Origin of the sequence: Streptomyces caatingaensis (assembly GCF_001187435.1) — a bacterium.
Taxonomy (GTDB): Bacteria; Actinomycetota; Actinomycetes; order Streptomycetales; family Streptomycetaceae; genus Streptomyces; species Streptomyces caatingaensis.
Map to the genome: position 1 here is coordinate 1 of NZ_LFXA01000010.1, position 18,278 is coordinate 18,278.

19 protein-coding genes are annotated in these 18,278 nt (G+C 67.3%); 6 read left to right on the plus strand and 13 right to left on the minus strand.

What is annotated here, in order from left to right; genetic code table 11:
- Together AC230_RS16760 and AC230_RS16765 are read right to left on the minus strand one after the other, a co-directional pair.
- Nucleotides 1-1,051 (minus strand): cation:proton antiporter domain-containing protein (locus AC230_RS16760; RefSeq protein ID WP_049717074.1); only part of this gene is annotated, 1,051 nt, incomplete at its 3' end.
- 5 nt (nt 1,052-1,056) lie between these two features.
- On the minus strand, nt 1,057-2,469 hold the full coding sequence (locus tag AC230_RS16765) for an NAD(P)/FAD-dependent oxidoreductase (RefSeq protein ID WP_241833256.1): 1,413 nt from the start codon (nt 2,467-2,469) through the stop codon (nt 1,057-1,059).
- A gap of 240 nt (nt 2,470-2,709) precedes the next feature.
- Here AC230_RS16765 and AC230_RS16770 point away from each other — a divergent pair, with 240 nt between their 5' ends.
- Entirely contained in the window at nt 2,710-3,759 is a 1,050-nt protein-coding gene (locus AC230_RS16770) for a methyltransferase (RefSeq protein WP_053161218.1), read from the plus strand.
- An 81-nt stretch (nt 3,760-3,840) separates the two neighbouring features.
- On the opposite strand, the gene AC230_RS16775 is transcribed toward AC230_RS16770, so the two are convergent.
- Genes AC230_RS16775 through AC230_RS34550 form a run of 8 tightly spaced genes read right to left on the minus strand, consistent with a single transcriptional unit; the run spans nt 3,841 to nt 10,042 of the window.
- A complete protein-coding gene (locus AC230_RS16775) occupies nt 3,841-4,593 on the minus strand; it encodes an SDR family NAD(P)-dependent oxidoreductase (protein WP_049717075.1) in 753 nt (250 codons plus the stop codon).
- Nucleotides 4,590-4,925: an antibiotic biosynthesis monooxygenase family protein gene (locus AC230_RS16780; protein WP_049717076.1), complete on the minus strand. Its 336-nt coding sequence runs from the start codon at nt 4,923-4,925 to the stop codon at nt 4,590-4,592. Before AC230_RS16780 ends, AC230_RS16775 begins: the two co-directional genes overlap by 4 nt.
- Entirely contained in the window at nt 4,922-5,230 is a 309-nt protein-coding gene (locus AC230_RS16785) for an antibiotic biosynthesis monooxygenase family protein (RefSeq protein ID WP_338399804.1), read from the minus strand. The genes AC230_RS16780 and AC230_RS16785 overlap by 4 nt, the downstream gene beginning before the upstream one ends.
- 28 nt (nt 5,231-5,258) lie before the next feature.
- Entirely contained in the window at nt 5,259-6,443 is a 1,185-nt protein-coding gene (locus AC230_RS34545; protein ID WP_078871321.1) for an SDR family oxidoreductase, read from the minus strand.
- A 29-nt stretch (nt 6,444-6,472) separates the two neighbouring features.
- On the minus strand, nt 6,473-6,724 hold the full coding sequence (locus AC230_RS16795) for an acyl carrier protein (RefSeq protein WP_049717078.1): 252 nt from the start codon (nt 6,722-6,724) through the stop codon (nt 6,473-6,475).
- Nucleotides 6,725-6,783: 59 nt separating this feature from the next.
- Nucleotides 6,784-8,010, minus strand: coding sequence for a ketosynthase chain-length factor (locus AC230_RS16800; RefSeq protein ID WP_049717079.1), 1,227 nt, complete (start codon nt 8,008-8,010; stop codon nt 6,784-6,786).
- Nucleotides 8,007-9,284: a beta-ketoacyl-[acyl-carrier-protein] synthase family protein gene (locus AC230_RS16805; protein WP_049717080.1), complete on the minus strand. Its 1,278-nt coding sequence runs from the start codon at nt 9,282-9,284 to the stop codon at nt 8,007-8,009. The genes AC230_RS16800 and AC230_RS16805 overlap by 4 nt, the downstream gene beginning before the upstream one ends.
- Nucleotides 9,281-10,042 (minus strand): TcmI family type II polyketide cyclase, encoded by a 762-nt coding sequence (locus AC230_RS34550; protein WP_078871322.1) that lies wholly within the window; start codon nt 10,040-10,042, stop codon nt 9,281-9,283. Before AC230_RS34550 ends, AC230_RS16805 begins: the two co-directional genes overlap by 4 nt.
- Before the next feature lie 236 nt (nt 10,043-10,278).
- Between AC230_RS34550 and AC230_RS16815 the strand changes: the two genes are divergently transcribed.
- The 4 genes from AC230_RS16815 to AC230_RS16825 are packed head-to-tail and all read left to right on the plus strand — an operon-like array spanning nt 10,279 to nt 13,712.
- Entirely contained in the window at nt 10,279-11,325 is a 1,047-nt protein-coding gene (locus AC230_RS16815) for a methyltransferase (protein WP_049717081.1), read from the plus strand.
- Nucleotides 11,326-11,355: 30 nt separating this feature from the next.
- Nucleotides 11,356-11,796, plus strand: coding sequence for a class II glutamine amidotransferase domain-containing protein (locus tag AC230_RS34555; RefSeq protein WP_338399805.1), 441 nt, complete (start codon nt 11,356-11,358; stop codon nt 11,794-11,796).
- A complete protein-coding gene (asnB, locus tag AC230_RS16820; protein WP_338399806.1) occupies nt 11,793-13,223 on the plus strand; it encodes an asparagine synthase (glutamine-hydrolyzing) in 1,431 nt (476 codons plus the stop codon). Before AC230_RS34555 ends, asnB begins: the two co-directional genes overlap by 4 nt.
- A 24-nt stretch (nt 13,224-13,247) precedes the next feature.
- On the plus strand, nt 13,248-13,712 hold the full coding sequence (locus AC230_RS16825) for an anthrone oxygenase family protein (protein ID WP_049717082.1): 465 nt from the start codon (nt 13,248-13,250) through the stop codon (nt 13,710-13,712).
- Nucleotides 13,713-13,742: 30 nt separating this feature from the next.
- Here the strand turns inward: AC230_RS16825 and AC230_RS16830 are convergent, their stop codons facing one another.
- From AC230_RS16830 to AC230_RS16840, 3 genes are all read right to left on the minus strand, one after another.
- Nucleotides 13,743-15,323, minus strand: coding sequence for an FAD-dependent monooxygenase (locus AC230_RS16830; protein WP_049717083.1), 1,581 nt, complete (start codon nt 15,321-15,323; stop codon nt 13,743-13,745).
- Between the two features lie 119 nt (nt 15,324-15,442).
- The gene (locus AC230_RS16835; RefSeq protein ID WP_206743346.1) at nt 15,443-16,249 is read right to left on the minus strand and encodes a PEP/pyruvate-binding domain-containing protein; all 807 of its coding nucleotides are present in this window, start codon (nt 16,247-16,249) and stop codon (nt 15,443-15,445) included.
- A 53-nt stretch (nt 16,250-16,302) separates the two neighbouring features.
- Nucleotides 16,303-16,527 (minus strand): hypothetical protein, encoded by a 225-nt coding sequence (locus AC230_RS16840; protein WP_049717085.1) that lies wholly within the window; start codon nt 16,525-16,527, stop codon nt 16,303-16,305.
- A gap of 143 nt (nt 16,528-16,670) precedes the next feature.
- On the opposite strand from AC230_RS16840, the gene AC230_RS16845 reads away from it, so the two are divergent.
- Nucleotides 16,671-18,245: an MDR family MFS transporter gene (locus tag AC230_RS16845; protein WP_049717086.1), complete on the plus strand. Its 1,575-nt coding sequence runs from the start codon at nt 16,671-16,673 to the stop codon at nt 18,243-18,245.
- The last annotated feature ends 33 nt before the right edge of the window (nt 18,246-18,278 follow it).

Consider the following 18,278-nt stretch of genomic DNA (forward strand, 5'->3'; position numbering starts at 1 on the left):
GCAGCCACGACACCACGGCATCCGTACGGTCGGCGATACCGGTCACCTCCGGAAGTCGGGGCATGACCAACCCTGCGACAAACGCCCCGAAGACGGCATGCACCCCGATCGCGTCGGTGGCCGCAGCCGCGCAGAGCACCGGTGTCTGCACCAGCATGATGTGGGCGGCGCGGTCCGCTGTGCCGACCGAAACGTCTCCGGGCGAACCACCGAGGGACCAGCGCTCGAAGAGCCGGCGCAGCCCAGGCCGTACCAAGGTGAACATCAACAGGCCGAAAAGGACGGCCAGTACGGCGCTGCGCAGCGCAGCGAGCGGAGTGCCGCCCTGCACCACTGCGACGGCGCACGCCAGCAGGCACCACGCCACGACATCGGCCACACCAGCGGTCGCCAGCGCGAGCGAGCCCATCCGGGACCGGAGCGTGCCGCTCTCCAGCAGGATCCCGGCCAGCACCGGGAAGGCGGTCACGCAGAGCGAGACGCCGAGGAACAGAGCGAAGGGTCCGCTGTCGACACCCATCGGCCGGTAGCCTGTCGGCAGCAGCAACGCCGTGGTCACGCCGATCAGCATCGATGTCATCACACCCGCGCAGCCCATCAGCAGCGGAGCGGTACCACTTCGCGCCAACTCGGACGGGGAGAGTTCGTATCCGATCTTGAAGGCGAAGAGCACCACACCGAGTTGGGCCATCGCCTGAAGGGGTACGGCCGCTTGGTCCGGCAACAGCCAGTGCTGCGCCCCTGGCACCAGGGCCCCCAGCACTGAGGGGCCCAGCAGAATTCCGGCGGCCATCTGACCGATGACCGTCGGCTGTCCCAGACGGCGGGCGAGGCCGCCCAGCACATGGGCGGCCAGCAGGACGAGGACGACCGTGACGAGCAGCCTGTACGTGGCCAGTGGGTCCGTGGACCCTCTTGCCAAGTGTGTACCGTCCGGTTCAAGCGGGGACCAGCCGTGGCCCGCGCAGGCGAGGACCACGACAGTCCCCGCGGCGGGAACGGCCACGAAGAGCGCCGAGACGAGGAGCACGCGTCCCTTCATCGTGGCCATCGAGGCTACCGCTGGTCCGCAGCCGACGTATCTCCGGTGCGGCGCAGCCCCAGAGTGGGGCCGAACGTCAGATAGAGACCGTCGATCGCGTTGTCTGCGGAGAGCGGCTCCTGACGGAGCCTGCTGAGGTTCTCAAACGGATTCTTGCCGGACTCACCCTCACCACCACGGAGGTCCTTGACGGCCAGGTCGTAGGCGGCTTCCTTGGCATCGTCCATGTCCTCGATCCCCGAGATGATCCGCAAGAACGCGAGATGCAGGTTGAGCTGATCGACTTCCCTGCCGGACAACCGTTGAGCGTTGTAGAAGTGGTAGTCGCGACCACGGTAGCTCTGGTAAAAGACCGAGACGAGAAGGAGCAGGCGCTCGTACGCCCGGCGGTACACCTGCTGGTAGAAGGCGAATGCCTCCTTCTCTGTGACCTCGCCGCGGAGCACGCTGCTGATGCCGGCCGCCGCCACCATGCCGCTGTACGTGGCCAGGTGCACGCCAGTGGAAAGCAGCGGGTCGAGGAAGGCCGCGGCATCTCCGCTGAGCACGTATCCCGGACCCGTGAACTCGTCGCTGACGTACGAGTAGTCCTGCTCGACACGGACCTCACCCACCTGCACGGCCCCGGCCAGGAGTTCGGTGACGGACGGGCAATTCTCCAGGGCCTCCTGGTAGGCCGCCGCCGGTCCACCGAGCTCCTGGCGGCGGGCGTCGAACGCCTCCTTGCCGGAGACGAACCCGACGCTGGTAGTGCCGTCGTGCAGCGGGATAACCCAGAACCAGCCATTGGGCACAGATATCACCGCCGTGGCTCCTTCGGGGCTCTTCTCCACGGTGCCCACGCCGCGCCAGTAGGTCCAGGCAGCGACATTTTTGAACGCCTCGTGATGCCGCCGGTTCTTCAGGTAGCGCGTCGCCATGACACCGCCGCGTCCTGAGGCATCGACGAGGTAGTCGAAGGCGATGCGGCCACCCTCGCCATCGCCCTTGGTGGGGTTCCAGCGGGCGGCGACCGGCCGGTCGCCATCGAACTCGATCTCCCTAACCGTGACGCTCTCGTGGACATTGGCGCCCAACTCCCGGGCGTGTTCAAGGAGCAGCTGGTCGAACTCCGAGCGGATCACCTGCCACGCATAGGGCGTGGTGTCGCCCAGCTCGTTGAAGCGCATGTCCCACTCGTCCGGGCCCCATTCGAAGAAGGTTCCCCGCTTCACCTGGAAGCCGTGCGCTTCGACTTTCTCGCGTGCGCCGAGCAGGCCCAGGATCGGCAGGCAGGAGGGGAGTATGGACTCACCTATGTGGTAGCGGGGGAAGGTCTCCCTCTCGACCACGGTGACATCGAATCCCTGGCGGGCCAGAAGACCCGCCGCGGTCGACCCGGCGGGGCCGCCTCCGATGACCAGGACCTGCGTGGATTGGTTGATCACTGCTGTTCTCCAGTTCTCATGGCGTTCTGCTGGCGGAGCGGGACGTCGTGTTGGAGCCTCGCAGTCGTCTCTGGCGGACCGGTCCAAACGTGCTTGTCTGGGGTCGTAGCCGAATCCCGTCCGGTCGCGGGCGGCGCCACCGAGATCCGCCAGGGGGCAACCGAGCCGCCATCGGATCGCGAGTACTGACAGTCAGCCTCGTGCCGTCCACGACTCCTACGAAGAAGAGGAATGAGGCCCATGATGGCTCAGGACGATCCGTCGGCAGCAATGGAACTGGTAGGCAGGCTAGAACACTTGGCTGTGGGCGCTGGGGTGGCCGCCGCACTGCAAGCAGCTGTGAAGCTGGGGGTGCCCGAGGCGGTCGGCGATGAACCAAAAGAGGTCGCGGAGATCGCCACCAAAGCGAACGTACTGCCCGGCACGCTCGGCCGGCTGCTCCGCGCTCTGGAACGGCAGGGGGTGTTCGAGGAGGTCAGCCCCGGATTCTATCGGCACAACGAGCTGTCCCGGCTGCTGCGCGACGACTCACCGTACGGGCTCAAGCACCTCGTAGTGTGGCTGGGTGCGCCGTGGACGTGGCAGGCCTGGCCCCGGCTGGACGAGGCAGTCAGGCACGGTAAGGCCGTGGTGCCGGAGATCTATGGGAAGGACTTCTACAGCTATCTGAATCAGGACGCACCGGAGTCGGCACGGGCCTTCGACAAGGCCATGACTGCCGTGAGCAGCCTGTCCTCGCGCCAGGTCGCCAAGAATGTCGACCTAGGAGAGGTGAACTCGGTTGTCGACATCGCCGGTGGCCAGGGGCATTTGCTGCGTACCCTGCTCGCCCAGCACTCGCATGTGCACGGCACGCTCTTCGATCTGGAAGGCACGGTCGCCGACGCCGTCCCGGAGCTGGGCGAAGACGGCGAGTTCGGCGACCGATGCCAGGTGGTGGCAGGCGACTGCCTGAGCGAGGTCCCGGTCAAAGCCGAGCTGTACATCCTCAAGAACATCCTGGACTGGCCGGACGAGAACTCCCTGCGGGTGCTCAACAACATTAAGGAGACGGCCGACCCTGGCTCGCGAGTCCTGGTCATCGACAGCGTGATGGACGCCGTACCCGAGGAAATGCGGGTCACCAGCGTGATCGATCTGTTCATGCTGCTCAACGTGGGCGGACAGCGGCACACGCGGAGCGAGTTCGAGGCGCTCTTCGGCAAGGCGGGCTTCGAGTTCACCAGGACAGTCGCGGTGCCTGGGACCTTCCCGACACTGCATCTGGTCGAGGCGAGGATCCCCGGCTGACACTCCGTATGAGCGCCGAAGGCGCGCCGTGGGCCGAAGCTCACGGCGCGCCTTCGTCCTTCGTGTGGTGTGCCGGTGCCGTCACAAACCGCCGTCGACGTGCAACGTCACGCCGTTGACAAAGCCGGCAGCGTCACTGACGAGGAAGGCGATGGTGTGCGCAATCTCGCGTGCAGTGCCGAAGCGACGCAGCGGGATGCTGGACAGCAGTCCCTCGCGCACGTGCGGCGGCAGGTCAATCCCGCGCTCGGTCTCCACCACACCGGGAGCGACGGTGTTGATACGGATCCCTCGCCCGCCGAGTTCCTTGCTCAGTGAGCGTACGAAGCCGTTCAGCCCCGCCTTGGCGGCGGTGAAGTGGACGTGCTGGGCTCGGCCGCGCTCTGCCATCCCGGCCCCCACGTTGACGATGGCGGCGCCGTCGGCGAGCAGTGGTAGCACAGACCGGGTGAGCTGGATATGCACCGTGAGGTTCTCCTCCAGCACCCGTGCCACGTCCCCGTCGGTCAACTCCCGAAAAGGGAGCGGGGCGTAGGTTCCCAGGTTGTTCACCAGGATGTCGAGTCCGCCGAACTGGTCGCGGCAGACCTCCGCCGTCGCAGTTCGGCCGTCCGGCGTGAACAGGTCCGCCTGGAGGGTACGGTGCCGGTCCGGATCCCAGCCGGGCTCGCTCTCCAGCCGCTTCGCCGCGTCTTGATCGGTGCGGTAGCACGCCATCACTCGGGCGCCGGACCTGGCCAGCGCGAGTGAGGTGGCACGGCCGACGCCTCGGGTGCCGCCGGTGACCAGAACGCGCTTGTCGTCCAGGCCCAGTCGGACCGGTCCTCCGCTCATTTCTGTTCCCTCCGCTGTCCGTACTCCGCCAGCACCTCGTACACGCCGAACACGCCGCGCTGTTCGTGGTCCTGGAGCGGGCGCAGGGGCGCCGTGGTGTCACGGTGCCCTGCGCCCTCCTCCCAGTTGCTGAAGGCAGCCAGGTCGCGCCACTCGCTCATCACCATGTACCGGTCCGGTTCGAGGGTGGAGCGCAGCAGCTCGTTGCGGACCATGCCCGGCACGTCGGCAAGGTCCTGGCTCACCTGGTGGTACGCCTTCTCGACGGCTTCCGCACCGTGGGGGCCGGCAGCGGCCGCGGCGTAGACCAGGACACGTACCCGTCCCGTCACCGCGGCACTTCCTCGCCCGCGCCGGTCATCCGGAAGACGGTGTGCATCGTGGCCATTGAGCCGCCGTCCCGGAACGGATGCAGCTTGGTTCGGTGCTCCAGGTGTTCCTGGCTGAGCTCGAACCTGCGGAACGTGGGCTCGTCTATCCAGTCGCTGACGATGTAGTAGACGCCCTCCTCGTCGGCGCTCCTGGAGAGCCACTGCCCGAGGTTGGCCGGCTGCTCGGTGATGATCTTGCCGACCCGCCCCCAGGTCTCCTCGAATTCCCGCTCCATGCCCGCCTTGATGTGCATACGGAGAAGCACCCGGAACGTTCCCGGCCCATACGGCATCTCAGATCCCTCCGTCGACGTCGAGAGCCTGGCCGGTGACGAACGACGACAGATCGCTGGCGAGGAAGAGGACGGCGCGCGCCACTTCGTCGCCGCGGCCCAGCCGGCCGAGTGGGATCATCCTGCGGTACCGGGCCAGCACCTCCTCCGGTACCTCGGCCTCGGTCTGAGTCGGCCCCGGAGCGACGATGTTGAACCGGATGCCTTGCGGACCGAACTCCTTGGCCAGGCTGCGGGTCAGGCCGATCAGCCCGGCCTTGGACGCGGTGTAGTGCGCCCGGAGCGGCACGCCCACCGTGGCGACCTTCGATCCGACGAAGATCACAGAGGAGCCCTCGGAGAGCAGCGGGAGGGTCTGCTGCGTCAACAGGAAGGCGGCCGTCAGATTGGTGTCGATGACGCGCCGCCACTCCTCGAGGGAGAGCTCGGCGAACGGGATGTGGCTGATCGCACCGGCGTTGTTCACCACGGCATCCAGCGTCCCGAAGCGCTCCCGGCACTCCTGCACCAGTCGCTCGATGTCCGCGGGGTCGCTGACATCGGCGCGCACCACATGGTGAGTGCCGTCGGTCGACTTGAGTCGGTGGTTCAGGCGCTCGACGTGCTCGGTCTGCTGTCGGTGGCACACGACCAGGTCGGCGCCGCAGTCGGCGAGCACCGCTGCGATCTCGAAGCCGATACCCCTGGTGGCTCCGGTGACCAGGATCTTCTTGCCCTTGAGCCCGAAGTCCAGTCCAGCACGTGCGCGTTCCTCAACGATGCTCTTGATCCGTGCCATCTGCACGGCGGTGTTGGTGTTGAGTCGTTCCGCCATGGCCTCGTCGTCCAGTGGCGCGGTGGGCTTCATGTGGAAGTCCTGCACCCACCGCATGCGCACACCGGCGTCGGTCTGCACGTACTCCCAGAAGATGTCCATGAACTCGAAGGGCCCGGGCTCGACGCGTCGGGCGCGTACAGTGCGCGACGCCGTGTCGGGGGTGCGCTCCGAGACCCAGCTCCATACGTCGCCGTTCTCGTCCGGGTGCATGATCAGCCGGAAGACTACGGTCTCTTCACGCTGTTCCAGGATCTCGGCCGCGGAGTACTCGCTGAACAGCTCCGGCCAGGAAGGGACGTCATTCGTCAACTCCCAGACGAGATCCATGGGTGCGTCGATGGTGATCGAGTTGTCGGTATGGCCCGGCATGGTGCTCAACCTCTCGGTCGGTGTCTCTGTCAGGCGGCATGTACAAGGGTGTTGACGTAGTCGATGGCCTCACGTGGCGTCTTCATTCCGGTGGCCATGTCTTCGGGGATGGACACGCTGTACCGGTTCTCGATCCTGGTGGTGATCTCCAGGAGGGCCAGCGAGTCGTATCCGAGGTCGGCGAAGGGGACGTCGAGAGTGTCGCCGCAGAGGCCTTCCTGGTCCTCGCCGCCGCACTCACGCATCAGCTTGGCGAGGTCGTCCAGGGTGAACGTGCTCATGTGCAGCTCCCATGTCCGGCGTTAAGGTTTGTCTGATATTCGGGTTCTCGATTCGCCTGTCACTCAGTGCCGGAGACCACCAGGGCGGCGTTGAAGCCGCCGTATCCCCGGGCGAGGATCAGGGCGTTACGGATCGGGCCTTCGCGCGGCTCGCCCCGGACCAGGTCCAAGTCGCATCCAGGGGCAAGCGCGGGGACGTTGATCGTGGGTGGGATGACGCCGTCCCGTATCGACAGCAGCGCGGTGGCCACGTCGAGCGCGGCTCCGCCTCCGTAAAGCCGGCCAGTCATCGTCTTGGGCGCCGTCACCGGAACCCCGTGCGGACCGAAGAACTCGCGCAACGTGGTCGCTTCGATCCGGTCCCGTTCCGGATCACCGCTGGCGTCGGCAAACACGACGTCGACCTGCCCACACTCCAGCCCTGCGTCGGCGAGGGCCAGCTGCGCCGCGCGCCGCAGCCGTGAGCCGCCCTCGGGGTCCGGCGTGCCCGGCCGCGGGTCGAAGGTGGCGGCATAGCCGGTGATCAGGCCGTATACGTGCTTGGCTCCGCGCTCGCGGGCCGCGTCGGCCTGCTCGACCACGAGGATCGCGCCGCCCTCGCCGGGAACATAGCCACTCGCCGTGCTGGCGAACGGCTGGTAGCCACGCTCCGGTTCCTCGCTGGGACTGATCAGGCCGGTCGCTGCCTGCGCCGTGACGCCATACGGGCACAGCGACGCGTCCGTGCCGCCGGTGAGCACGAACCGCGCGCCGTCGCTCTCCAGCAGTCGGCAGGTGCGCCCAGCGGCGTCAAGTCCTCCGGCCTGCTCTGTGCACACGACGCCGCAGGGGCCGCGCATGCCGTGCCGGATCGACAACTGCCCGGTGGTCGCCGCGTAGAACCAGGCGATCGACTGGTACGCGGTCACATAGCGGGAGCCCTTCGACCACAGCCGCTCGATCTCGTACTGGCCGAACTCCGTGCCTCCCGACGAGCTGGAGGTGAGCACCGCCATCTCGTACTCGGGCAGCTCATCGGTGTCGGCTCCGGCATCCGAGAGTGCCATCTCGGCTGCGGTGAAGGCGAGATGGGTCCAACGATCGGTCTGCACCCGGAGCCGGGATGGTACGTGTTCCGCCGCATCGAAGCCGGTCACCTCGCCCGCGATCCGCACCGGATATCCGCGGGCATCGAACCTGGTCAACGGCCCGATACCGCTGCGGCCGGCCAGGACTGCCTGCCAGTACGTCTCCGTGCCGACACCGTTCGGTGCCACGACGCCGATGCCCGTCACCGCCGCCATCATGCGGTCTCCCCCCGTCGCAGGAGCATTGCGGACTGGAATCCGCCGAAACCGCTGCCGACGCTCAGCACGGCGTCCATCGCGTGCTCCCGCGCGGTCAGTGGTACGTAGTCCAGGTCGCATTCGGGGTCCGGGGTGTGCAGATTCGCCGTGGGCGGCACCACCTGGTGGCGGAGGGCCAGCGCGCTGGCAGCGATCTCGATGGAGCCGATGGCGCCGAGCGAGTGGCCGATCATCGACTTGATCGAGCTGACCGGGATCTCTCGGGCCCGCTCGCCGAGGCTGCGCTTGAACGCGGCGGTCTCGTGCCGGTCGTTCTGCCGGGTGCCCGAGCCGTGCGCGTTGATGTAGTCGACGTCCCCGGCTGAGGCTCCGGCCTGCCGTAGCGCGTCACGGATCGCCTCCGCCATCTCCCGGCCGTCGGGCTTGAGACCTGTCATGTGAAAGGCGTTGCTGCGTCTGGCAAACCCAGAGATCTCCGCGTAACCACGAGCGCCGCGGCGCCGGGCCGCCTCCCGCTCCTCCAGCACCATCACGGCGGCGCCTTCCCCGAGCACGAACCCGTCGCGGTTCAGGTCGAAGGGACGGGAGGCGGACTCCGGGTCGGCGTTGTTGGGGGAGGTGGCCCGGATCGCGTCGAAGCAGGCCACAGTGATCGGGGACAGCGGCGCGTCGGTGGCTCCGGCGAGCACAATTTCCGCCGATCCCTCCCGGATCAGCTGAGCGCCATGGCCCATGGAGTCAAGACCAGCGGTACAACCGGTGGAGGTGAGCGAGACCGGACCCTCCGCCCCACAGGCCCAGGCGACTTCGACTGCCATAGTGCTGGGCACCATGTACCCGTACAGCTGGGGCACCGCGTACGACGGATCGAGCAGCCAGCGCCGCCCGCCGTCGCTCAACACGACGTACTCCTCCTCCAGCCCGGTTGTGCACCCCACCGCGCTGCCGATGCTCACACCGATCAGGCCCGGGTCGATCTCGGCCAGCTCGAGTCCGCTGTCCGTCAGCGCTTCGCGCGCCGCCACCACGGCGAACTGCGCGGCACGGTCCATCCGCCGTATCTCCTGCGGGGAGAGCCCCTCCGCCGCGGGGTCAAAGTCGCACTCGGCGGCGATCCGGGACCGGAAGGATCCGGCATCGAACAGCGAGATGGCGCGAGTGGCCGTCCGGCCGGCGGTCAGCAGCTCCCAGAATGCCTTGGTTCCCACGCCGCCGGGTGCCACGACCCCGATGCCAGTGATTACCGGCACCCGCTCCTGCCGGACGGCGCTCACCTGGTCCCCCCGACATCCGGCACGGGCTCGGCGGCCCGCGGCGCGGGCTCGGTGTCGACGTGGCCGAGGTCGGGGCGTGGAGCCAGCGGGGCCAGCTGGAAGACGGCCCGCGCGCGGACGGACCCGCTGTGGGTGACCCGGTGTCGTACGCCGATGGGCACCACGATGCCCTCGCCGACAGCCAGTTCCACCTCCTGCTCGCCGTTCAGCCGCACCTTCAATGCGCCTTCGATGACAAAGAGGTATTCCTCGGAGTAAGGGTGGTAGTGCTCGGACACGAACTCACCGGGGGTGAGTGTCAGTTGCCCGAAGAACCCGGTGGCGCAGCCCACGGTCTTGGGGCTCAGCAGCACCTGCATCTCGCCGCCGCGCCGCCGGTTCGCTGCCACGTCCCTGAGAGCCATCTTCTGTATCGGAGTGTCAGCCACGAGAGGTTCCCCCTGCGGAGTCCAGCTGTAGAAGGAGTACGCCATGGCGTCCTTCGGCTCCCTCCAGTTGGGGTCGTAGGGCTTGATGTGCTCGGCCAGCTCGGCGCTCATGCTCTGGTAGAGCTTCGTGTCACGCGCCTCGTACAACTTGCCGGTGATGTCACCGTCCGCCTCGACGAGGTGGAAGTAGAGGTCGTGGAAGCGGAAGAGCGTACGCCGCGTGACTCCCACCATGTGCGGCAGTTCGGTGGCGTCCGACTTGCTGAAGATGTCGGCCACCGCCTCCGCCTCGCTGGGGGCCATACGCGCCACGATCAGCGTCCGGTCCATGCGTGATCTCCCATCCGTTTGTTGCGTCACTCCAGGTGCCACTCGGCTGCCACGCTGCCGGGGGAGGTTCGCAATCGGCTCACCAACCGCTGGCGCCGTGCATCGGCCGCCTCCAGTGGCCCGCAATAAGCGACGCCGGGGATGCCGAGCCGTTTCCCAGCCGACCGCTACTGGCCCGGCACAGGCTGCTTCCCGCCGCATCCTTTCGGCACCACTCGGCACCAGGAGGAGCCCACATGGCAGCACCAACCCAGCCAGTCGCCGGACCCGAGAAGGCAGCAAGCCCGGCACCGCTGACCCGGCTGAACCTGGCGTTCGCCTCGTCCCGGCTGCTTATGAGCGCGATGGAGCTCGGTGTCTTCACCGTCCTGGAGCGGACGGCAGCGACCGAGCCGGAGCTGCAGCGGAAGCTGGATCTGCACCCGCGCTTCGCCAGGACCTTCCTGGAGGCGCTGGTGGCCCACGAACTGCTGACGCGTGATGGCTCGCACTACCGCAACACCGAACTTTCCGACCGCTACTTGGTGGCGGGCAAGCCGCAGTACATCGGCGGCTTCGTCGAGGTTGCCACCCGGGTGCAGTGGCCGGCGTGGGGCCGGTTCACCCGTGCCCTGCGCACCGGCGAGCACCAGGACGACTCCCCCGTCGACGACGGGAACGAGCTGTTCCGTACCCGCCCCGACAAGGACCCCGACCGCATTCGGCGATTCATGGCCGCAATGGACTCGCATACCAGCCGTGCGGGAGCCGAGATCGCCGAGCGGGTCAACTGGACCGGATACCGCTCCGTCGCGGATCTCGGCGGCGCACGCGGAAATCTGCTGGCGCAGATCGTGCAGCGTCACACGCAGGTGCGCGGGGTCAACGTGGACCGCACACCAGCCCGGCCGTTCTTCGACGAGCACATCGAGGGGCTGGGCCTGGCAGACCGTATCTCCTTCCTCGACGCCGACTTCTTCCACGACCCACTGCCGGACACCGACGTCCTGGTGTACGGGCATGTACTGCACGAGTGGAGCCCCGACACCCGGGCCATGCTCGTACGCAGGGCCTATGAAGCGCTGCCCGAGGGCGGCTCGCTGGTGATCTACGACCGGATGCTGGACGACGAACGCCCAGACCGTGACGCACTGCTGCTGAGCCTGACCTTCATGCTCACCTCACCCGCCGGCGGCGAGTACCGCGTGCACGAATGCGAAGAGTGGCTGCGCGAGGCCGGCTTCCTGGACATCTCTTTCACCCCCATCCTCGAGAACCACACGCTGGCGATCGCCCGCAAGTGACCGTCGGCTTCCCCGGAAGGACAGAACCTGATGTGCGGGATTGCCGGATGGATCGACTACGCACGCGACATGAAATCCGAACGCAGCACGATCGGGGCGATGACCCGGACACTCTTCACTCGTGGTCCAGACGCGTCGGGGCTCTGGCTCGACGCGGACGCCGCACTCGGACACCAGCGGCTGTCGATCATCGACCCGGAGCACGGGAGCCAGCCCATGCAGGCCGATGAGCAGGACCCGGCCTCGCCTGTCGTCGTGTTCAACGGCGAGATCTACAACTTCCGTGAGCTGCGTGAGGAGCTGGTGCTCTGCGGGCACCGGTTCCAGACCCGCTGCGACACCGAAGTACTGCTCCACGCCTATCTGGAGTGGGGCCCGCAGAGCGCGCAACGGCTGAACGGCATCTTCGCGTATGCCATCTGGGACCCGGGCCCCGCCGGCTCATGCTCGCCCGGGACCCGCTGGGTGTGAAGCCGCTCTTCTACCACCGCACTCCGGATGGCCTTCTCTTCGGTTCCGAGCCGAAGGCCGTACTCTCGCACCCTTGGGTGAAAGCCGTGGTTGACGCCGACGGGCTCCGCGAGCTGTTGTCACACGCCAGGAATCCGGGAGCGGCGATCTTCCGCGGCATCCCCGAGGTACCGCCCGGCCACACGCTGACCGTCGACCGCAGTGGGCTACGTATGGAGCAATACTGGTCGCTCACGGCCAACCCGCACCACGAAGACCTCTCCGCAACCACCACAGCCGTACGGGACCTCCTCGAGGACATCGTGGCTCGCCAGCTCATTGCCGATGTCCCTACCAGTGTGCTGCTCTCGGGCGGCATTGACTCCAGCGCGCTGGCAGCGCTGGCCGCATCGACCTTGGCACGTCAGGACACCGGGCCGGTCCACACGTACTCCATGACCTTCCGCGACTACACCGAGACCTTCCGGCCGCAGCAGCTGCGCGGCACCCCGGACCCGCCCTTCGTCGCACAAGTGGCGCGGCACCTTGGAACCGCGCACACCGACATCGTGACAGAGCCCGGACAGCTGACCGACCCATTGATCCGGACCCGAACGATGCAGGCGCAGGACATACCGACACACCACGGCGACATGGACAGCTCGCTCTACCTCTGTTTCCGGCATCTGCGTGAGCAGTCCCGCGTAGTGACACTCTCGGGAGAAGGCGCGGACGAGGTCTTCGGCGGATACTTCTGGGCCCATGATCCGGAACTGACCGCGGCCGGGACCTTCCCGTGGGTGGCGTTCGAGCGCCGCAAGGCGGTGTCGGGCGGGCTCGGGCTGCGGCTCTTCGACCCCGGCCTGCGCAAGGAGCTGGATCTGCAGCAGTACGCGGACCAGCACTACCGGGACGCGGTGGCCGAGGCACCGGTGCTGGAGGGCGAGAGCGAAGAGCGGCGCCGCGCCCGCCAGGTGGGCCATCTGGTGCTGACCCGCTGGCTGCCGACCCTGCTCGACCGCGAGGACCGACTCAGCATGGCCAGCGGCGTGGAGTTGCGGGTGCCTTTCTGCGATCATCGCTTGGCGCAGTATCTGCTGGATGTGCCACCCGAGTTGAAGCGGATCGGCGGGCAAGAGAAGAGTCTCTTGCGTTCAGCGGTCGCCGATCTACTGCCGGAGCCAGTGGTCAACCGGCCCAAGAGTGCCTATCCGGCTACCCAAGATCCGGCGTACGGGAACGCGGTGCGGGAGAAGTTCCTGCAGCTGACGCGCGACCCCGACGCGCGGGTGACGCCGCTGCTGGATGCCCAGGCGACAGAGTCCGTGCTGGCCGGCGACGGCACCGGCCCGGAGCAGGCAGGTGCCTGGGTGGAGCGCGCCGGCTTCGAGATGGCCTTGCAGTTCGACTCGTGGCTGCGGGAGTACGACGTCCGTCTCGTTCTCTGATCGACAGACGCAGGAAGGTATGAGGTGTCTCTCCCCCTGGAACTGGTGCAAGCCTTCGTCATCGTGGCGACTGGCACTGTCGCCGGCACGTTCTTCGCCGTGGCGGTCAGCGTATTCCCGGCTCTGATGACCATGCCGCCCCAGCAGTATGTTCAGACCCAGCGCCGACTGGGCGAGGGGTATCACCCGGTGATGCCGATCGTGGTGTCGTCGGTGCTCGTGGGGGATGCGCTGCTCGCCGTCTTCGCCGACTCGGGGCTGTTGCGCGCCGTATACGCAGCGGCTGTGGGACTCTTTCTCGCGGTGCCGCTGATCTCGCAGTACGGCAACCTCCCGCTGAACAAGGCCATTCAGGCGGCCGACCGGAACGGTGTGCCGGAAAGCTGGGACGATCCGCGTCCAGGCTGGCGCAAGTGGCACCTGATCCGCTCGGTGTTCGCGTTTCTCGTTCTGATCCTCAATGTGCTGACGGCTGCGGTTCTCGCGTGAGGCAAGAACCGCAGCCGGGGGCCGTCCGGGCTAGTTTCGCTCCGCGACGGCCCCCTTCGTGTTCCCGCACGCCGCGTCCAGTGCGGCACTCAGGGCCTTGGCGGACCGCCCATCGAGGGTGTGACCGCGCCAGGCGATGAAGCCGTCCGGCCGGACCAGCACCGCGCCACCCGCGCTCACCCCATACGACGTGGCCCATCGTCCTTCGGCATCTGTCAGCTCACTGCTTCGCGGACCGATCCGGTGGACGGTCACAGGCACGCCGCGACCAGAAGCAGCCTGTTCCACCACGGTGTGCCAGTCTGCGTCCCCATCACCGGTCATCAGGACGAAGCCTCGGCCGAACAGATCCAGGGTGGACAGCGGACTGCCATTCTGTTCAATCGGCACGTGTGTCGCGCGCGTGCCTGGCCGCCCGGAGGGCTCCCCGGGGTCCTCCAGCCGTTCCTCGTCCGCCGGGTTCTCCAGTGAGAAGGCTGGTGAGTGATAGCGGTAGCCCAGCGAGACGGTGTTGTATTCCTGCGTCCATGGCTCGCCGCGCATCCGGCCGAGTGCGTATTCCATGTTCAGCACCGCGATCGGTCGGCGCTCGGTCTCGTACGACTCCAGTAGTTGCGGCCCAGCATGGCCATCCAGCGCTGCCGCGAGCTTCCAGGCGAGATTGTGCGCGTCCTGGATGCCACCGTTGCCGCCCAGGCCACCGCGAGGCGAAGAGACATGGGCACTGTCGCCTGCCAGGAAGATCTGTCCGGCCCGGAACCGGTCCGCGACCAGCGCCGCGATCTCCCAGGACAACACGCTGTCGATCTGGGCCTCCAGATCGGGCAGGCCGGTGCCGGCGCGCACCGCCTCGAGGCACCTCTCCGCAGTGAAGTCGTCTGCGCTCTCGCCCTGTTCGGGTGAAAACGGCACGCCCATCTGCCACACATCGGCGTCCCGTCGGACCAGTACGCCGCCCATCGTCTCCAGGAAGCAGGCGAAGACTTCACGGCCCCGCAATGCCCGGCCGAGATCTGCCCGGAAGAGGATGCTGACCTGGTGCTGCAGGGTGCCGGGCCCCGAGCGCTTGATGCCCAGCCGCTCCCGGATCGGGCTGCGGGCGCCGTCGGTCGCGATGAGATAGTCCGCGTGCACCGTGTGCTCTTTGCCCGTCGTATGGTCCCGGAGCGTGCCGGTGACTTGCTCGCCTTCCTGGGCGAAGTCCGTCAGTTCGTTGCCGAACCGTACATCGGCTCCGAGTTCACGCGCCCGGGCCAGCAACAGCGGCTCCAGCCGGTCCTGGTCACAGGCGTACAGGGTGGTCGGGCTGACGTGGCCCGGGGTCCTGGTCTGGGGCATCACCACCGCGTGGTGGTCAGCATCCGCCAGCGCGCGGGCACGGACGAAGGCGCCAATCTCATCCTGTCCGTGCGCTCGTATCCGTTCCTCCAGACCGACCTGACGGTACAGCTCCATCGACCGGGCCGTGATGCCTCGGGCTCTCGGGTGGATCGAAGTACCGGCGTGCCGCTCCACCACCACGCAGGGCACGCCATGGTGCGCCAGGAAGACGGCCGCGGAGAGCCCGACCAGGCTCCCGCCCACCACCAGCACTGCGGTGCGCTCTTCCATTGAGATCTCGCTCTCGATTGGACGACAGAGCGGTTCTCGCCGCGGGAACACCGTTCGGCGCCTGCGGGAACCGCATTGGTCACCATGGCGAACGTCAGTTGCAACCGGGTCCACAAACGCTAGTCAGGGCTGGACCCCGGCCAGGCCGCTGGTGCCGACGAGCACCAGAGCACGTATGCGATGCCTTCCTTCCAGGCCAGCTCCACCTGGACCGGCTCTCCCATGAGCAGCTCGGCGGTAACCCCGATATCGGCCAGGCCCCTGATCTGCTCCTCGTCAAGGCATGGGCGTCGGCGGAGGTGAGGGACGAGCTCGTCGGCGAAGCCAACGGTGTTCGCGGCAACTCTCCACCGCTTCTCCGCGATCCACTCGACCAAGATGTTCAGATCCCTGCGACGTACGAGGTAGGTGTCGGAGGCTCCCGCCAGGCTCGCCCCCACCCCGTAGGAGACCTTGACGAGGGCGACCTCCTCCTCGAACCGCTCCGGGGCCGAGGAGAACATCAGCACGCTGGCATCCGGCTCGATGAACTCCTGGACGACAATGGCCAGTCGCTGCGGTGACTGGTGAGATTGATGGTGAGCGAGGCATTCGGACACCGCGGCGACCGCAGCGTCCGGACCCACAATATTCTGCGATACCCAGGGGGTACGTGCCAGAGATGCGGCTGAGTCCGGGGCGGGACCAACCAGCGCGGCGCGCACGTCGACCGCCGCCGGGCGGCCGTCCCTCCGGGCCAGCTCCCTGACGTACTCCAGGAAGAGTTCGCCGCCGTGGAGCGTATCGGCCGAGTGCGCGACGGCCGATGGGGCGATCCCGCAGACGGCCCGTGGGACCGGGCACCGGCTTCGTAACCGGCTCAGTACGGCCGCCTCGTGCCCCACTTCGCTGGCGGACGGCTGCGCCCCGCAGTGCAGCCAGTACACCCCAGCTTCACCGGTCACGCCGTGCCCGCCCACGGGCGCCAGGGGGCGGCCCGTCACTTTGTGCGCCGCCGCGTGTGCTTCTTGTGCGCGGCCTGACGCGAGATGCCGAGCGGGTCAGCGATGTCACCCCAGGCCCAGCCGACTTCGCGCGCCCGGTCGACCTGACGTGCCTCCATCTCCTCGACGAGCTTCCTCAAGGTCCGTACAGCAGCCAGCGCTTCACGGATCTCGCCGGACGTCGCGACAGCAACCAGCTGATTCACCTTCGCTTCATTCATGCCGTCAACTCAAGCTGACAGACCCATCGGCCGTCAAGCGCCTCACGAGCTTTTTGTCACCCAAGGTTGACATGATGCCTTTGTAATCCTAGGTTGACACAGGACGGGCGCGACCCCGCGCCCACAGTGAAAGGAGGGATTCCATGTCGCGCGCACAGTCGGCGCCCGCCGTGGACGTTGCCGACCCAACGCCGCCCCGCAAGCAGGCGGTTCTGGTCTTCATCGGACTGATGCTCGCCATGCTGCTGGGCACCTTGGACACCCAGATCGTCGCCACGGCGATGCCGACCATCAGCGGCGATCTCGGCGGCGTCGAGCAGTTCGCCTGGGTCAGCACCGCGTATCTGCTGACCTTCAGCGTGGTCACGCCGCTCTATGGGAAGCTTGGCGACCTCTTCGGACGCAAGCGGGTCTTCGTCTTCGCCATCGTGATTTTCTTAGTCGGATCAGCCCTGTGCGGCGCCGCCGGGTCGATGACTCAACTCATCATTTTCCGCGCCGTACAGGGCATCGGCGGCGGGGGGCTCACTGTCTCGATCTTCGCGATCCTCGGCGATCTGTTCAGCCCCCGTGAAGGCGCCCGCTACCAGAGCTACGCGACGGCCACCTTCGCCGCCTCCAGCGTCAGCGGTCCGCTGCTGGGCGGACTGATCACCGATCATCTCGGATGGCGCTGGGTCTTCTACATCAACATGCCGGTCGGCGCGATCGCCCTGTTCATGGTGATCACTTTCCTCTCGCTGCCGGGCCATCGCGGGACCCCGCGCGTCGACTACGCCGGCATCGTCACCCTAGGTGGCGCGGTGAGCTGCCTGGTACTGCTAACCAACTGGGCAGGGACCAAGTACGCATGGAGCTCCACGGTCATCATCGGGCTGGCAAGCGCCGTCCTCGTCCTGGGCCTGCTCTGGTTCGCCGCGGAGCGCCGGACGACTGATCCGGTAGTGCCGCTACGCATGTTCGACAGCTCCACCTTCAGCATCTCCAACGTCGTGGCATTCGTCGGCGGGTTCATCTCCATCGGCGCACTGAACTACCTCGCGCTCTATCTGCAGATGGTGACGGGGACCAGCCCGCAGAACGCCGGCCTGCTGATGCTTCCGATGACGGCCGGCATGCTCCTGGCCACCATGGCCACCGGCCACTTCATGGCCAAGACGGGCCAGTACAAGTGGTATCCGACCGCGAGCATGGCCGTGTCTGCTCTCGCGCTGTACCTGCTGTCGACCATGACGATCAGCACAAGCCTCGCCGTCACCTCGGTCTTCATGGCCGTACTCGGCCTGGGCGCCGGTCTCTCCCAGCAGGTCACGGTAGTCGCCTCGCAGAGCGCGGTGGAGGTGCGCGACATCGGCGCAGCGACTTCGACCGTCACTTTCACCAGGATGCTGGGCACATCGATCGGAGCCTCGGTCTTCGGCGCGATCCTCAACAACGGGCTCGCCGACAATGCGTCCAAGCTCAGCCACGGCGTGTCCATCAGCCCGGAGGCCGTGCGCCGACTGCCGGAAGCCGCCCAGGACGCCTACACCGCGGCGTATGCCGACTCCCTGTCCACGGTCTTCCTCACAGCCCTGCCAGTCACCCTTGTGGGCCTGGCCTTTGCGCTCTTCCTCAAGAAGCTCCCACTCCGCTCCGGCGGCGGTCCCGGTAAGGGGCCGGGCGGCCCTGGCAAGGGCCCCGGTGGCTCGGACGGACCCGGGGACGGGAGGGCCTGAGACGCAGCAGGCGACGTCGTAACCCCGCCACCT

What these genes read in the sequence shown, in the direction of transcription:
- AC230_RS16770 (WP_053161218.1), top strand. Translation starts at nt 2,710, where the DNA reads ATGATGGCTCAGGACGATCCGTCGGCAGCAATGGAACTGGTAGGCAGG.
- AC230_RS16775 (WP_049717075.1), bottom strand. Translation starts at nt 4,593, where the DNA reads ATGAGCGGAGGACCGGTCCGACTGGGCCTGGACGACAAGCGCGTTCTG.
- AC230_RS34545 (WP_078871321.1), bottom strand. Translation starts at nt 6,443, where the DNA reads ATGCCGGGCCATACCGACAACTCGATCACCATCGACGCACCCATGGAT.
- AC230_RS16795 (WP_049717078.1), bottom strand. Translation starts at nt 6,724, where the DNA reads ATGAGCACGTTCACCCTGGACGACCTCGCCAAGCTGATGCGTGAGTGC.
- AC230_RS16800 (WP_049717079.1), bottom strand. Translation starts at nt 8,010, where the DNA reads ATGATGGCGGCGGTGACGGGCATCGGCGTCGTGGCACCGAACGGTGTC.
- AC230_RS34550 (WP_078871322.1), bottom strand. Translation starts at nt 10,042, where the DNA reads ATGGACCGGACGCTGATCGTGGCGCGTATGGCCCCCAGCGAGGCGGAG.
- AC230_RS16815 (WP_049717081.1), top strand. Translation starts at nt 10,279, where the DNA reads ATGGCAGCACCAACCCAGCCAGTCGCCGGACCCGAGAAGGCAGCAAGC.
- AC230_RS34555 (WP_338399805.1), top strand. Translation starts at nt 11,356, where the DNA reads ATGTGCGGGATTGCCGGATGGATCGACTACGCACGCGACATGAAATCC.
- AC230_RS16830 (WP_049717083.1), bottom strand. Translation starts at nt 15,323, where the DNA reads ATGGAAGAGCGCACCGCAGTGCTGGTGGTGGGCGGGAGCCTGGTCGGG.
- AC230_RS16840 (WP_049717085.1), bottom strand. Translation starts at nt 16,527, where the DNA reads ATGAATGAAGCGAAGGTGAATCAGCTGGTTGCTGTCGCGACGTCCGGC.
- AC230_RS16845 (WP_049717086.1), top strand. Translation starts at nt 16,671, where the DNA reads ATGTCGCGCGCACAGTCGGCGCCCGCCGTGGACGTTGCCGACCCAACG.